We start from the raw sequence: 13,579 nt of genomic DNA, 5'->3' as shown, positions 1-13,579 counted from the left end.
ACCTCCTTTTTCAGCGCTCCCGGTACGTGCACACCGCGATGGCGAGCCACATGGCGATCAGCTGCCGGGGTGGTCCGGCAGGAGCCGAGCCGCGAGTGATCGTCCCGTGGCGGCGAGTGTCGCCGAGTCCAGCCCGGTCCGGCTCATGAACACGAGCCCTTGTTGCGCGGCCAGGAGGGCCCGCGCCAGCGCGATCGGATCCGCCTCGGCGGGCAGGTCGCCCTCGCGTTGGGCGCGGGCGACGCACTCACCGATCAGCGCGGTGGACTTCTCGTAGCCGCGGTGCGCCTGGTCGAGGACTTCCGGATCGGCGTTACCGAGTTCGCAGGTGCTGTTGGCCATCAGGCAGCCACGCCGCATCCCGGCGCCCGCCGGGTCGTCGATCGGTGTCTCGAGGAGCGCGCGCAGGGCGTCCAGGGCCCGTGGGGCCTCGGCGAGGGCTTTCCGCATGTGCCCGTGGCTCTCGTCGATGTAGCTGCGCAGCGCCCGGAGGAAGAGCTGCCGCTTGTCGCCGAACGCCGCGTACAGGCTGCCCTTGCCCAGCCCGCTGACCCGCATCAGGTCTTGCAGCGAGGTCGCGGCGTAGCCGGCGTTCCAGAACTGCTCACGGACTGCGTTCAGCACCTGCTCTTCGTCGAACGCTCGCGGTCGTGCCATGGCAACCAGGATACGGATTCTTGACCGTGCGGTCCACCACGCTTATGGTGGACCGCACGGTCAAGAACGGGATGTTCTAGGGAGCGGGAAACACATGGGCAAGCTGGACAACAAGGTGGCGATCGTGACCGGCGGGGCGCGGGGGATCGGGGCGGCGTCCGCGCAGGCGCTGGCCGACGAGGGAGCCGATGTCGCGATCAGCTACTCGTCCTCGGCGGATCAGGCCAAGGCCGTGGTCGCCGACCTGGAGGCGAAGGGCGTGCGCGCGGCGGCTTTCCGGGCCGATCAGGCGGATGCGACGCAGGCGGCAGACTTGATCCGGAGCGTGGTCGAGCAGTTCGGGAAGCTGGACATCCTGGTCAACAACGCGGCCGTAAGTGGCGGCGGCCTGGTCGGCAGCGAACTCGTCGACCACGCCACCATCGAGCGACAGCTCGCCGTCAACTACACCAGCGTGGTGGCCGCGATCCAGGCGGCGGTGCCGTTTCTGCCCGATGGCGGGCGGATCGTCAACATCAGCTCGGGTGTGGCCACCCGGGCGGGTTTCCAGGGGATGGCGTACTACACGGGCACGAAGGCGGCACTCGAAGGCTTCAGCCGAGGCGCGGCGCGCGATCTGGCGCACCGGGACATCACGGTCAACGTGGTCCAACCCGGTTTCATCGACACCGACGGGAATCCCGCCGACGGCCCGGCCGCATCCATGTTCCTGCCGACCGCGGCGATGGGGCGGTACGGCAGGCCAGAGGAGATCGCCGCCGGGGTCGTCTTCCTCGCCAGCCCGCAGGCGTCCTACGTCACCGGCGCGATACTGAGGATCGACGGCGGATACAGCGCATAGCGCGCCGCCCACCTCAGGCACCGGAACGCAGAACTCACGCGCAGGAGCGTGGAACTCGCGCCCACCCTCGACGAGTCCCACCCTCCGCCGGGCGAGTCCCACCTTCCCGACACCGAGTTCCACACTCAGCACCCCGAACCCCACGCTCGCCAACCGCGCCCGGCCCGCGTAGCGCCCCACGCACTGCGCCATCAGAGTGAAAACCACCTCATTCCGTATCCACCGTCCGCAATCGGCGACTTATCAGCAGGTGGCGGCGCCGCACATTTTTCGACAGGGGCCTCGCGGCGCCGCCACCGCAAACCCGGGCGCATTCAACAAGGTCATCAAATCCATTTTTCCGTCCCGGTGAGTAAAACACCAACAACCGGTCCCGCACGCCTTCAGGAAGATCCGGTTCACATCCGGCTCAAGATTCGGTATTACTGATGGGTGGACCGGCATGAGCGGCTGAACACCCTGTTGGAGATGATCGGGCAGCACGGGCGGATCGACGTCGACCGGGCCGCGGGGAAACTGAGTGTTTCGCCTGCGACGGTCCGCCGTGACCTCGATCATTTGGCAAGTCGCCAATTGCTCACGAGAACGCGGGGCGGGGCCGTCGCCGGAAATGTTGCTTACGATCTTCCCGGCCGTCATCGCGCGTCCCGGCACACCGTGGAAAAGCGCCGCATCGCCGAGGCCGCGGCCCGGCTCGTGGAGCGCGGAATGGTGATCGGCTGCAACGGCGGAACCACCACCACCGAGGTGAGCCGCGCGATTGCGAGTCGTCCCGAATTCAACGATCGTGGCAGTTCCCCGGTGCTGACCGTGGTGACCAACGCGGTCAACATCGCGCACGAACTGACCGTGCGGCAGAGCATCCGGCTGGTCAGCACCGGCGGCGTGGCGCGGCCGCAATCGTTCGAGCTGACCGGGCACCTCACCGGCATCATGCTGGAGGAGGTCAGCCTCGATCTCGCCTTCATCGGCGTGGACGCGGTCGACCCGCTGCGGGGCGCCTACGCCAACCACGAGGCCGAGGCCGCGGTCAACAAGTTGCTCGCGCACCGGGCCAAGAAGGTCGTCGTGGTGACCGACAGCTCGAAGCTGGGCGGATACGCGTTCGCCCGCATCTGCCCGACCCTGGACATCCACATGCTGATCACGGACTCGGCCGCCGAACCGGACCTGGTCTCGGCGTTCGAACTCGAAGGCGTCCGGGTGACGCTCGTCTGAGCGCGTTGAAAACCTCTCAGGTGTGCTTTACCTTGGGACGGCCAGGCGATGGACTCGGAACGCGGTGAGAACCCGCACGGACGCGCCACTGTGACCCGCCGAAACGGGGAGTCAGACCCGAGCCGTCGCGCCACCCCTGACCGGGCCGCGTACGCCCGAGGAGGTACTTCCGCCATGTCCCAGGCCGTCGCGGTTTCCGCGCCCATCCCGGTCCGCATCCCGGTGCGGGAGATCGCCCCGTGGGCGTTCTTCGCCGGGCTCCTCGCGTTGATCGCCCTCTACTTCGTGAGCGCCGAGCAGGGCGCCTTCGCGATCTTCGCGAACAGCTACATCCACGAATTCGTCCACGACGGCCGGCACCTGCTGGCCTTCCCCTGCCACTGATGCGCGCGCTGCTGGTCCGCGGGATGCTCGCGGGCCTGATCGCCGCTGTCCTGGCCGCGCTCTTCGCCTACGCCGTCGGGGAACCGCCGGTGAACGCCGCGATCGGGCTCGAAGAAGCGGCCGCGCACGCGTCCGGGGAGCACAGCCACGAAGAGGAGCTGGTGTCCCGCGGTGTGCAGAGCACGCTCGGGCTGCTCACCGCCGTCGGGGTGTACGGGATCGCGATCGGTGGCCTGCTCGCCATCGCTTTCGCGCTCGTCTACGGCCGCCTCGGTTCGCTTCGCCCCGGCCCGACGGCCACGCTGCTCACGGGCGCGGCGTTCGTGGTCGTCGTGCTGGTGCCGTTCCTCAAGTACCCGGCGAACCCGCCCGCCGTCGGGCAGCCGGACACGATCGGCGAGCGAACCGGGCTCTACTTCGGATTCATCGCGCTGTCACTGGCGTTCGCGGTCGCCGCGGCGGCTGCCGGACGGCAGGTGGCGCTCAGATCCGGTGCGGCCGCGGGAGCGATCGCGGGCGGCGCGGTGTACCTGGTGCCGGCGGCCCTGACGGCACGACTGATGCCCGTGATCAACGAGGTGCCGGAGGACTTCCCGGCCACCACGCTGTGGGACTTCCGGATCGCGTCGCTCGGCACGCAGGTCGTGCTGTGGACGGTGCTCGGCGTGACGTTCGGCCTGCTGGCGCGGCGGGCCCTCACCGCACCGGCGGCAGGTCCTCCGGTGAGCCTCGCTCGATGAGGTCGAGGAGCGCCCCGGTGTCGAGGCGCTCCTCGATCGCGTCGGCGAGCCGGTCCAGCATCGACTCCCGCAGCTCCGCGAAACCGGGTGCGCCCGGCGCGGGCGACCAGGAAACCCCGGCCTGCGCCGCCGCCTCGGAGAGCCACGCCCGCCGGAAGTCGTCGTTGTCGAACGCACCGTGCCAGGTCGTGCCCCACACCGCGCCGCGGCGCCAGCCGTCCAGGAACGGTTCCACGCCCTCGCCGTGCAAGAACGCGCTGCCGTGGTGGATCTCGTACGCCGCGACCGCGTGCCCGCGCCATCGCGCGACCGGACGGCCGAGCACCTTCTCCTCGCTGAACGTCACGGTGGTCGGCAGCAGTCCGAGCCCGGAAACCTTTCCCGCCACCGACTCCACATCGTCCACAATGGTCTCCGCCAGCATCTGGTAGCCGCCGCAGATCCCCAGCACCGGCCCGGTCCGCGCGGCCAGCGCGGCGTCCAGTCCCCGCGAGCGCAGCCACCGCAGATCGTCCACGGTCGCGCGCGTTCCGGGCAGCACCACGACATCCGCCGCGCGCACGGTGTCCGGGTCCGCGGTCAGGGTCACCGTCACGCCCGGTTCGGCGGCGAGCGCGTCCACGTCGGTCGCGTTCGACGCCCTCGGGAACCGCACCACCGCGATCCGCAAGCCGCCGGTCGTGGCCTGCTCGTGCCGCCATCCCGCCGCGGCGAGCGCGTCCTCGGAGTCGATCCACACGCCGTCCAGCCACGGCAGCACCCCGAGCACGGGCCGGTGCGTCAGCTCGGCGATCCGGTCCAGACCGGGCCGCAGCAGCGACTCGTCGCCGCGGAACTTGTTGACCACCCACCCGGCCAGCAGCGCCTGGTCCCCGGGTTCCAGCAACGCGGCCGTGCCGTACATGGCGGCCAGCACGCCGCCGCGGTCGATATCCCCGACCACCAGCACCGGCAGCGAAAACCGCCGCGCGAGGCCCATGTTGACGTAGTCGCCCTGCCGCAGGTTGATCTCCGCCGGGCTGCCCGCGCCCTCGCACACCACGACGTCGAACCGGCCGCGCAGATCGTCGAAGGCGTCGAACGCGATTCGCGCCAGTTCACGACGGCCGGTGGCGAACTCGCCGGCCTCCAGCGTCCCGAACGGTTTCCCGAGCGCGATCACGTGGCTGCGCCGGTCGCTGCCCGGTTTGAGCAGCACCGGGTTCATCGCCGCCTCCGGCTCGACCCCGGCGGCGACCGCTTGCAGCCACTGGGCGCGCCCGATTTCCGCGCCGTCCGCGCACACCATCGAGTTGTTCGACATGTTCTGCGCCTTGAACGGCGCCACCCGCAGGCCACGCCGCGCGAGCCAGCGGCAGATGCCCGCCGTGACCAGGCTCTTCCCGGCGTCCGAAGTGGTCCCGGCGACCAGCAGGCCCCTCACCGCGCCACCGCCACGGCCAGCGCCAGCGCGGCCAGCCCGACCGCGCGGGACAACCGCACCGCCCGGCGCAGATCGGCGGCGCCGGGAGCGGGACCGTCGCCGAGGGTGCCGCGGTCCTCGACCTTGCCGCCGTAAGTGTTGACGCCGCCCAGCCGCACGTCGAGCGCGCCGGCGAAGGCGGCCTCGATCTGCCCCGCGTTGGGGCTCGGGTGCCGGGCGGCGTCGCGGCGCCAGACCTTCAGCGACCGCCCCGGACGGCCACGCACGAGCGGCGCGCACAAGGCAGCGGCCAGCGCCCCGGCACGGGCGGGCAGCAGGTTGGCGAGGTCGTCGCCGCGGGCCGCGGCCCAGCCGAACCGCTCGAAGCGCGGCGTGCGGTGCCCGACCATCGCGTCGAGCGTGTTGAGCGCCCGGTACCCGAGCAGGCCGGGCACCCCCGCGACCGCGCCCCACAGCAGTGGCGCGACGACGGCGTCGCTGGTGTTCTCGGCGATCGACTCGGTCGCGGCCCTGGCCAGGCCCTTTTGGTCCAGCACGGAGGCGTCGCGTCCGCACAGGTGGCCCAGCCGCCGGCGGGCGGCGGGCACGTCCCCCGCTTCGAGCCGCGCAGCCATCGCCTCGCCCTCGGCCGCGAGCCCGCGTCCGCCGAGCACGGTCCAGGTGGCGAGCGCGGTGATCACGACACGCGCCGGGGGCCGTCTCACGGACTGGGCGAGCGCCCCCAGTCCGGCGGCCGCTCCCACGCAGGTGACGGCATACGCGGCCCCCCTGGCGCGGGAGTCGCGCCAAACGCGCTGCTCCAGGGCATGCGCGGCGCGGCCGAACAGGGCGACCGGGTGACCGCGGCGCGGGTCGCCGACGGCCGCGTCCAGCGCGTAACCGGTCACGAGACCGAGCGCGGTCAACGATCTTGCATCCACCACACACGGGACGGTAGCCCGTGCACGAGAATGCCGGGTATGACCAAGCTGACCCAGCGGCTGGCCGCCTCCTTGGAGGCCGCCGCCCGGCTGCTCCGCCGGTACGGGGACGACGAGGCGAAGGTGCTGGTCCTGGGCGGGGTCCGCTCGGGCAAATCGCGCCACGCCGAGCGCCTGATGGCCCGCCATCCCGAAGTCGTCTATGTCGCGCCGGGCCCGGTGCCCGACGGTGACGATCCCGAATGGGCGGCGCGGATCGCGCTGCACCAGTCGCGCAGACCGGCGAACTGGCGCACCGTCGAGACCGGCGACCTCGCCACCGCCGTCCGCAAGGCGTCGCGGCCGCTGCTGATCGACTGCCTGGGCACCTGGGTCACGCGGGTGCTCGGCGACGTCGGCGCGTGGGAGGTCAAGACCGGCTGGGAGCTGCGCCTGGACGAGCGGATGGAGGAGTTCCTCGACGCGTGGCGGGCCGCGCACGTGCCGATGGTCGCGGTGACGAACGAGGTCGGCATGGGTGTGGTGCCCGCGACAACCTCCGGGCGGCTGTTCCGTGATGTGCTGGGTGCGCTCAACGATCGCGTCGCGGCCGAGGCGGACAGCGTGCAGCTGGTGGTGGCCGGGCGCGTGCTGCACCTCGACGAAAGGGCCCGGCTGTGACCCGGTTCGACATCCCCTCCCCCGACGCCGCGGCGCACGCGGCCGCGCTGGAACGGCTGGACGGCCTGGTCAAACCGGTCGGCTCGCTGGGCAGGCTGGAGGAGCTGGCCGCGTGGCTGTGCGCCGCGTCCGGCCAGGTCCCGCCGCCGCCGATCGCGCGGCCGCGGGTGGTCGTCTTCGCCGGTGACCACGGGGTGAGCCGGTTGTCGGCGTACCCGCGGGAGATCACCGCGGCGATGGTGCGGGTGTTCCTGGCGGGCCGCAGCGGGGTCAACGTGCTGGCCCGCGAGGTCGGCGCGGGGGTGCGGGTGCTGGACATCGCGGTCGACGCCGATCTGTCCGACGTACCGGACGCGGTGCGGGCGCACAAGATCCGGCGCGGATCGGGGTCGATCGACGTCGAGGACGCGCTGGAGCCGGGCGAGGCCCGGCTGGCCTTCGACGTGGGCCGCACGGTCGCCGACGCGGAGATCGCGGAGGGCGCGGACCTGCTCGTTCCCGGCGACATGGGGATCGGCAACACGACGGTCGCGGCGGCGCTGGTCGCGGCGGCGCTCGGAGTGCCCGCCGAGGAGGTCGTCGGCGCCGGAACGGGTGTGGACGAGGCCGGGCGCGCACGCAAGGTCGAGGCGGTCCGCGCGGGTCTGGCGCGGGCGGGTTCGCGGGTGTCGGACCCGTTCGAGCTGCTGACGGCGCTGGGCAGCGCGTGCGCCGCGGCGACGGCGGGCTTCCTGGTGCAGGGGGCCGTCCGCGGGGTGCCGGTGCTGCTGGACGGCGTGTTCTCCGGTGCGGCGGCGCTGGTGGCGGCGGAGATCGCGCCGGACGCTCCGCGCTGGTGGCTGGCGGGGCACCGGTCCACCGAGCCGTCGCAAGCGTTCGCCCTCAAGGCTCTGGGCCTGGCGCCGATCCTCGACCTGGGCCTGCGGCTCGGCGAAGGCAGCGGAGCGGTCCAGGCAATCCCGGCACTCCGCGCGGCGCGCGCCGTCATCGCCGACATGGGTTTGCTGGCCGACCTTGCGTGACCTCCGTTCCCCCGATGCGTCTGACGCCACCAATGCCACAGTGGGGGGCGTGCGGTGAGGGACGCGTGGCGGATGGCGCTGGGCACGTTGACCGCGTTGCCGGTGCCTGCGCCGCACGTGATCGACCGGCGCGTGGCGAGCGGGGCGATGCTGCTGGCACCGGTGGCGGCCGTGCCGCTGGCGGTGCTGGCCGGGCTGATCGTGCTCGGTGGCGACCTACTGGGGTTGCCCGCGCTGGCCGTGGCGGGCCTGGCGGTCGGCGCCATCGGGCTCGCCAGCCGGGGCCTGCACCTGGACGGCCTGGCCGACACCGCTGACGGCCTTGGCGCTTCCTTCGACCGTTCCCGTGCGCTGGAGATCATGCGCCGCGGCGATTCCGGTCCCACCGGCGTCGCCACGCTCCTGCTCGTGTTGATCGTCCAGTGTGGAGCGTTGAGTGGGGCGATCACCTCGGGCCACGGCGTCACGGCGGCTGTCGTGGGCACGCTCGTCAGCCGGTGGGTGCTCGCGCTGTGCTGCACGCGCGGTGTTCCTTCGGCCCGGCCGGAGGGCCTGGGCGCGACCGTCGCGGGCGCCATCCGCCCGCCCTGGACGATCCTCACGCTGTGCGCCGCCGCCGGGCTGGCCACGCTCGCCCCCGGACTGCCCTGGTGGCGCGGCCCCCTGGCGGTCGCGGCCGCCGTCGCCGCCGCGGGAGTCATGTTGTGGCGCTGCACGAACCGGTTGGGCGGCATCACCGGCGATGTGCTGGGGGCCGGCGTCGAGATCGCCGCCGCGACGGCCTGGTTAGCGCTCGCGCCGTAGGGCTTCCAGGAACCCGTCCGTCACCGCCGGGTCCCGTACCGCGATGCGGAGCCAGTCTTCATCGAGACCGGGGAAAGTGTCGCCTCGCCGGACGGCGTACCCGGCGTTTCGCAACCGCTGGCGCAGATCGGCGGCGCCCGGAACGCGCACCAGGACGAACGGGCCGCGGGGCGCACCGGCCACCTCGATGCCCGCGGACCTCAGCCCCGCGACCAGGTACTCGCGCTCCTGCTCCGCCCGCACGGCCAGCTTGTCGGCTTCGTCCACAGCGGAGGGCTGAGTGCAGGCGACCACGGCGCGTGCGGCGAGCGTCGACACCGACCACGGCGGCTGCACGGCCCGCAGCGCCTCGACCACCGGCGGTTCGGCCAGCACGTAACCGGCCCGCAGGCCCGCGATCCCCCAGGTCTTGGTCAGGCTGCGGATCACCACTACACCCGGAAGCCGTTCCCCCGCCAGGCTTTCCGGCTCGCCCGGCACCGCGTCCAGGAATGCCTCGTCGACCACCAGCACCCGGCCGGGACGGGCCAGCGCACGCAACGCCGACGCCGGGTGCAGCACCGACGTCGGGTTCGTGGGATTGCCGACGAACACCAAATCCGCACTCTCCGGCACCGGCCCGAGGCGGAAACCGTCCGAAGCGGGCAACACGACCCGGTCCACCTCGTGGCCTGCCGCACGCAGCGCCGCCTCGGGTTCGGTGAACTGCGGGTGCACCACCACCGCGTGTCGTGGGCGTACGGCGTTGGCCAGCAACGTGAACGCCTCCGCGGCGCCCGCCGTCACCAGCACGTCGGACACCTCCCGGCCGTGCCGCGCGGCAACCGCCCCGACAGCCGCACCACACGAGGGATACGCGGCCAGATCGTCCAGAGCCGACACCAGCTCCGCGCGCAACCAGGCGGGCGGCACCGGCAGCCGGACGTTCACGGCCAGATCCACCAGCCCGTCCCCGACCTCGCGGTCACCGTGGTGGTGCAGATCGTAATCATCCATGCGCGTGCACCGCCGCCGCGAACCGCCGCGCCAGCGCGGGATGCCCGGCCCAGTGGACGTGCAGGTAGGACGCGTGCACTGTGGGCGAGGCGAAACCCTCGCCGACCCCGTCCCACGACCACGCCGGAACCGCACCCGCGCGGGGCGTCACGACGGTCCGGTGGAACTCGTGCCCGGTGACCCGCTCCCCGGCCACGGCCAGCAGATGGTCACCCGGCGCGAGGGCCGTCCGGTAGCCCAGCGCGCCCCGCCGCGTCATGGCCGCCGAGGCGTCCAGCGCCCCGACCATCGGCAACCCGTCCAGCTCCCGGCACAGGTACAGCAACCCGGCGCATTCGGCCACCACCGGCATGCCCCGGCCGATCGCCGCGCCCAGCTCCTCGCGCAACGGCGCGTTCGCCGACAGGTCCTCGACGTGCACCTCCGGAAACCCGCCGCCGAAGTACAACCCGGCGCAGTCCGCGGGCAACGTCTTGTCGTGCAACGGGTCCAGGTCCACGACGTCCACACCGGAGGCCGCCAGCAGCTCTGTCGTCTCCGTGTACCGGAAGGTGAAAGCCGGTCCCGCGGCGGCCGCGACCACCCGGCGTGGCCCCGAAAAGGTTCCCGAAGGTTCCCACGCCGGAACCGTCAGCGGAGGGGCCGACCGCGCCACCCGCACGATCGCGTCCAGGTCCACCCCGTCGGCGACCCACGCGGCCAGCTTCGGCAGCAACTCCCGCGATTCGGCGTCCCGCTCGGCCGCCGGGACCAGCCCGAGGTGGCGGCTGGGCGCGTGGATGTCATCGCTGCGCCGCAGGGCACCGAGCACCGGGATCCCGGTGTGCGTCATCGCCGTCCGGATCTCCTCCTCGTGCCGGGGCGAGCCCAGCTTGTTCAGGATCACGCCCGCGATCGACACCCCCGGCTCGAAGCGCGCGAACCCGAGCACCATCGCCGCGACGCTGCGGCTCGCCGCCGAAGCGTCCACCACGAGCACCACCGGCGCGTCCAGCAGCCGGGCGACGTGCGCCGTCGACGCGTACCCCTCGGTGCCGAGCTGCCCGTCGAACAGCCCCATCACGCCCTCGATGACGGCGATCTCCGCGCCCGCCGCTCCGTGCCGCAGCAGCGGTGCCAGCAGGGATTCACCCTGCAGGAAGGGATCCAGGTTCCGCGGTGGCCGCCCGGTGGCCAGCGAGTGGTAGCCGGGGTCGATGAAGTCCGGGCCGATCTTGTGACCGGACACCGCGGCCCCACGGGCTCGCAGGGCCGCCATCAGCCCGGTGGCGATCGTCGTCTTGCCGTGCCCCGAGGCGGGCGCGGCGATGACGACGCGGTTCACCATTCGATGCCCCGCTGGCCCTTTTGCCCGGCGTCCATCGGGTGCTTGACCTTCGTCATGTGCGTCACCAGGTCCGCGGCCTCGACCAGTTCGTCCGGCGCGTTGCGGCCGGTGATCACCACGTGCTGGCGGCCCGGCCGGTCCCGCAACGCCTCGACGACCTCGGCGGTGTCGATCCAGCCCCAGTGCAGCGGGTAGCTGAACTCGTCGAGCACGTAGAAGTCGTGACGCTCCTGCGCCAGGCGCCGCCTGATCTCGGCCCAGCCCTCGCGCGCGTTGGCGGCGTGGTCCTCTTCGGAGCCCTGCTTGCGGGACCAGCTCCAGCCCTCGCCCATCTTGTGCCATTCGACGGGCCCGCCCTGACCGGAGGTTTCGTGCAGGGCGCCGAGCGCGCGGAAGGCGTTTTCCTCGCCCACCTTCCACTTCGCCGACTTGACGAACTGGAACACCCCGATCGACCAGCCCTGGTTCCACGCGCGCAGTGCCATGCCGAACGCGGCCGTGGACTTGCCCTTCATCTCGCCGGTGTGCACGACGAGCAGCGGCCGGTTGCGGCGCTGGCGCGTGGTGAGCCCGTCGTCCGGCACGACCAGCGGTTTTCCCTGCGGCATCAGGCAGCCCTCCGTCGTACCTCGGTGGCCAGTGCGTCGGCCGCGACCTCGCCCAGCGGCACGTGCTCGCCGCCCAGCCGCGCGGCCAGCTCCGCCGCGAGCCCGAGCCGCATGCGCCCGGTCTCGCAGTCCATCACCACGGACGCGACGCCCGCGCCCGCCAGGATGTCCGCCGCCTGCTGCGACCGCGCGACGGCGTCGGCGCCGTTGGTGGCCCGGCCGTCGGTGACCACGACGAGCAGCGGACGGCGGCGCGGATCCCGTACGGCTTCACGCCGCAGCACCCGCGCGGCTTCCAGAAGTCCTTCCGCGAGCGGCGTCCGCCCGCCGGTCGGCAGGCCCTCCAGGCGCGCGGCAGCCGCCTCGACGCTGATCGTCGGCGGCAGCGCCAGATCGGCGGCCCCGGCGCGGAAGGTCACGAGCCCGACCTTGTCGCGCCGCTGGTAGGCGTCCAGCAGCAACGACAGCACCGCGGCCTTGACCTCCCGCATCCGCGACTTCGCACCCATCGATCCGGACGCGTCCACGCAGAACAGCACGAGGTTGCCCTCGCGCCCCTCGCGCACCGCGAACCGCAGGTCACTGGGCCGCAGCACCAGGCCCGCACCGGACCGGCCGCGTGACCGTTGGTGCGGCGCGGCCGCGCGCACGGTCGCGACCAGGTGCGGCCGCCCCTCGCGCACGCCCGCGGGGTGCACGCCGACGGTCCGCCCGGCATCGGTCACCGCCCGCGACCGCTTGCCGTGCACGCCTTCACCGCCGACCCCGGCTACCTCGAACCTCTTGGCCCGGAACGGCTTCCCACTCCCGACCGGCTTCTGCTCCCCACCGTGTTGGCCGCTCCGGTCACCGTGTTGGCCGCTCCGGTCACCGTGTTGGCCGTCCCGGTCACCGTGTTGGCCCTCCGCGGGCGCGTCCGAGCCCGAACCGGGACCGTCGTCGTCCGGCGGGCCCGGGTCCTCCGGCGGTTCGGCGTCACGCAGGGCCTGTTCCAGCTGCTCCTCGTCGATGCCGGGCGCGTCGAACGGGTTGCGGCGACGGCGGTGCGGCAACGCCAGGCGGGCCGCGACGCGGATGTCCTCGCCTGCCACCTCGGTGCGCCCGCTCCAGGCGGCGTGCGCGACGGCCGTGCGGGCGGTGACGATGTCCGCGCGCATCCCGTCCACCTCGAAGGCCGCGCACACCTCGGCGATCTGCCGCAGGGCCTCGTCGGTCAGCTCGACCGAGGGCAGGAGCTTCTGCGCCGCGGCGATCTCGGCCGCGAGCTGCGCGTCGGACTCCTCGAAGCGGGCGGCGAAGGAGTCCGGGTCGCTTTCGTAGGCCAGCCGACGGCGGATCACCTCGGCGCGCTGCTCCGGATCGCGGCTCGCGGCGACTTCGACGGTCAGCCCGAACCGGTCGAGCAGCTGTGGCCGCAGCTCGCCCTCCTCCGGGTTCATGGTGCCGATCAACACGAACCGCGCCGCGTGCGACACCGACACGCCCTCGCGCTCGACGGTCGCGCGGCCCATCGCCGCCGCGTCGAGCAACGTGTCGACCAGGTGGTCGTGCAGCAGGTTGACCTCGTCGACGTAGAGCAGGCCGCGGTGCGCGGCGGCGAGCAGACCGGGCTGGAAATCCGTGACGCCCTCGGTGAGGGCGCGTTCCAGGTTGAGCGAACCGATCACGCGGTCCTCGGCCGCGCCGACCGGCAGCTCGACCAGCCGCGCGGGACGGCGGAAGGCGCCCTCGCCGTGGGGCGCGTCCGGGCAGTCCGGGTCCGGCGCGACGGGGTCACACGAGAAGCGGCAGCCCTCCACGACGTCGACCTCGGGCAGCAGGCCGGCCAGCGCACGCACCATCGTCGACTTCGCGGTGCCCTTCTCGCCACGCACCAGGACACCGCCGATGGCGGGCGAAATCGACGACAGCACCAGTCCGAGCCGGAGATCCGGCATCCCGACGACGGCGGTGAACGGATACGGCCTCAAGCGAACTCC

General features: G+C 72.7%; 14 protein-coding genes. 7 read left to right on the top strand and 7 right to left on the bottom strand.

Annotated elements, in window-relative coordinates:
* Positions 1-57: 57 nt before the first annotated feature.
* A complete protein-coding gene (locus HNR02_RS16585; RefSeq protein WP_179774058.1) occupies positions 58-657 on the bottom strand; it encodes a TetR/AcrR family transcriptional regulator in 600 nt (199 codons plus the stop codon).
* Positions 658-751: 94 nt separating this feature from the next.
* On the opposite strand from HNR02_RS16585, the gene HNR02_RS16580 reads away from it, so the two are divergent.
* The 4 genes from HNR02_RS16580 to HNR02_RS16565 all read left to right on the top strand — a co-directional run bounded on the left by HNR02_RS16580 (position 752) and on the right by HNR02_RS16565 (position 3,840).
* The gene (locus HNR02_RS16580) at positions 752-1,498 is read left to right on the top strand and encodes an SDR family NAD(P)-dependent oxidoreductase (RefSeq protein ID WP_179774057.1); all 747 of its coding nucleotides are present in this window, start codon (positions 752-754) and stop codon (positions 1,496-1,498) included.
* A 432-nt stretch (positions 1,499-1,930) separates the two neighbouring features.
* Entirely contained in the window at positions 1,931-2,716 is a 786-nt protein-coding gene (locus HNR02_RS16575; RefSeq protein WP_179774056.1) for a DeoR/GlpR family DNA-binding transcription regulator, read from the top strand.
* A 174-nt stretch (positions 2,717-2,890) separates the two neighbouring features.
* Positions 2,891-3,100 carry a CbtB domain-containing protein gene (locus HNR02_RS16570; protein ID WP_179774055.1) on the top strand — a complete coding sequence of 70 codons (210 nt, stop codon included), beginning with the start codon at positions 2,891-2,893 and terminating at the stop codon, positions 3,098-3,100.
* Positions 3,097-3,840, top strand: a complete 744-nt coding sequence (locus tag HNR02_RS16565) for a CbtA family protein (protein WP_179775959.1) — start codon at positions 3,097-3,099, stop codon at positions 3,838-3,840. Before HNR02_RS16570 ends, HNR02_RS16565 begins: the two co-directional genes overlap by 4 nt.
* Here the strand turns inward: HNR02_RS16565 and HNR02_RS16560 are convergent.
* Both HNR02_RS16560 and HNR02_RS16555 read right to left on the bottom strand, forming a co-directional pair.
* Complete coding sequence (locus HNR02_RS16560) at positions 3,797-5,263, bottom strand: cobyric acid synthase (protein ID WP_179774054.1); 1,467 nt, start codon at positions 5,261-5,263, stop codon at positions 3,797-3,799. The two genes, HNR02_RS16565 and HNR02_RS16560, sit on opposite strands and share 44 nt — an antisense overlap.
* Entirely contained in the window at positions 5,260-6,186 is a 927-nt protein-coding gene (locus HNR02_RS16555; RefSeq protein WP_179774053.1) for a cobalamin biosynthesis protein, read from the bottom strand. Before HNR02_RS16555 ends, HNR02_RS16560 begins: the two co-directional genes overlap by 4 nt.
* 36 nt (positions 6,187-6,222) lie before the next feature.
* On the opposite strand from HNR02_RS16555, the gene cobU reads away from it, so the two are divergent.
* The 3 genes from cobU (at position 6,223) to HNR02_RS16540 (ending at position 8,669) form a co-directional block, all read left to right on the top strand.
* Positions 6,223-6,843 carry a bifunctional adenosylcobinamide kinase/adenosylcobinamide-phosphate guanylyltransferase gene (gene cobU / locus HNR02_RS16550; protein WP_179774052.1) on the top strand — a complete coding sequence of 207 codons (621 nt, stop codon included), beginning with the start codon at positions 6,223-6,225 and terminating at the stop codon, positions 6,841-6,843.
* Positions 6,840-7,865: a nicotinate-nucleotide--dimethylbenzimidazole phosphoribosyltransferase gene (cobT, locus tag HNR02_RS16545; protein ID WP_179774051.1), complete on the top strand. Its 1,026-nt coding sequence runs from the start codon at positions 6,840-6,842 to the stop codon at positions 7,863-7,865. Before cobU ends, cobT begins: the two co-directional genes overlap by 4 nt.
* 72 nt (positions 7,866-7,937) lie before the next feature.
* Positions 7,938-8,669: an adenosylcobinamide-GDP ribazoletransferase gene (locus HNR02_RS16540; protein ID WP_179775958.1), complete on the top strand. Its 732-nt coding sequence runs from the start codon at positions 7,938-7,940 to the stop codon at positions 8,667-8,669.
* Here HNR02_RS16540 and cobC read toward each other — a convergent pair.
* The 4 genes from cobC to HNR02_RS16520 are packed head-to-tail and all read right to left on the bottom strand — an operon-like array spanning position 8,652 to position 13,570.
* Positions 8,652-9,665, bottom strand: coding sequence for an Rv2231c family histidinol phosphate aminotransferase CobC (gene cobC / locus HNR02_RS16535; protein WP_179774050.1), 1,014 nt, complete (start codon positions 9,663-9,665; stop codon positions 8,652-8,654). The genes HNR02_RS16540 and cobC overlap by 18 nt on opposite strands.
* Positions 9,658-10,992 carry a cobyrinic acid a,c-diamide synthase CobB gene (locus HNR02_RS16530; protein ID WP_179774049.1) on the bottom strand — a complete coding sequence of 445 codons (1,335 nt, stop codon included), beginning with the start codon at positions 10,990-10,992 and terminating at the stop codon, positions 9,658-9,660. Before HNR02_RS16530 ends, cobC begins: the two co-directional genes overlap by 8 nt.
* Complete coding sequence (gene cobO / locus HNR02_RS16525) at positions 10,986-11,600, bottom strand: cob(I)yrinic acid a,c-diamide adenosyltransferase (RefSeq protein WP_179774048.1); 615 nt, start codon at positions 11,598-11,600, stop codon at positions 10,986-10,988. Before cobO ends, HNR02_RS16530 begins: the two co-directional genes overlap by 7 nt.
* The gene (locus HNR02_RS16520) at positions 11,600-13,570 is read right to left on the bottom strand and encodes a putative cobaltochelatase (protein WP_179774047.1); all 1,971 of its coding nucleotides are present in this window, start codon (positions 13,568-13,570) and stop codon (positions 11,600-11,602) included. Before HNR02_RS16520 ends, cobO begins: the two co-directional genes overlap by 1 nt.
* Positions 13,571-13,579: the final 9 nt, after the last annotated feature.

Origin of the sequence: Amycolatopsis endophytica (assembly GCF_013410405.1) — a bacterium.
Lineage (GTDB): Bacteria > Actinomycetota > Actinomycetes > Mycobacteriales > Pseudonocardiaceae > Amycolatopsis_E > Amycolatopsis_E endophytica.
The sequence above is the reverse complement of the archived record's forward strand: the minus strand, read 5'-3'. Positions and strand labels throughout refer to the sequence as shown.

What these genes read in the sequence shown, in the direction of transcription:
- HNR02_RS16585 (WP_179774058.1), bottom strand. Translation starts at nt 657, where the DNA reads ATGGCACGACCGCGAGCGTTCGACGAAGAGCAGGTGCTGAACGCAGTC.
- HNR02_RS16580 (WP_179774057.1), top strand. Translation starts at nt 752, where the DNA reads ATGGGCAAGCTGGACAACAAGGTGGCGATCGTGACCGGCGGGGCGCGG.
- HNR02_RS16570 (WP_179774055.1), top strand. Translation starts at nt 2,891, where the DNA reads ATGTCCCAGGCCGTCGCGGTTTCCGCGCCCATCCCGGTCCGCATCCCG.
- cobU (WP_179774052.1), top strand. Translation starts at nt 6,223, where the DNA reads ATGACCAAGCTGACCCAGCGGCTGGCCGCCTCCTTGGAGGCCGCCGCC.
- HNR02_RS16540 (WP_179775958.1), top strand. Translation starts at nt 7,938, where the DNA reads ATGGCGCTGGGCACGTTGACCGCGTTGCCGGTGCCTGCGCCGCACGTG.
- cobC (WP_179774050.1), bottom strand. Translation starts at nt 9,665, where the DNA reads ATGGATGATTACGATCTGCACCACCACGGTGACCGCGAGGTCGGGGAC.
- HNR02_RS16530 (WP_179774049.1), bottom strand. Translation starts at nt 10,992, where the DNA reads ATGGTGAACCGCGTCGTCATCGCCGCGCCCGCCTCGGGGCACGGCAAG.
- cobO (WP_179774048.1), bottom strand. Translation starts at nt 11,600, where the DNA reads ATGCCGCAGGGAAAACCGCTGGTCGTGCCGGACGACGGGCTCACCACG.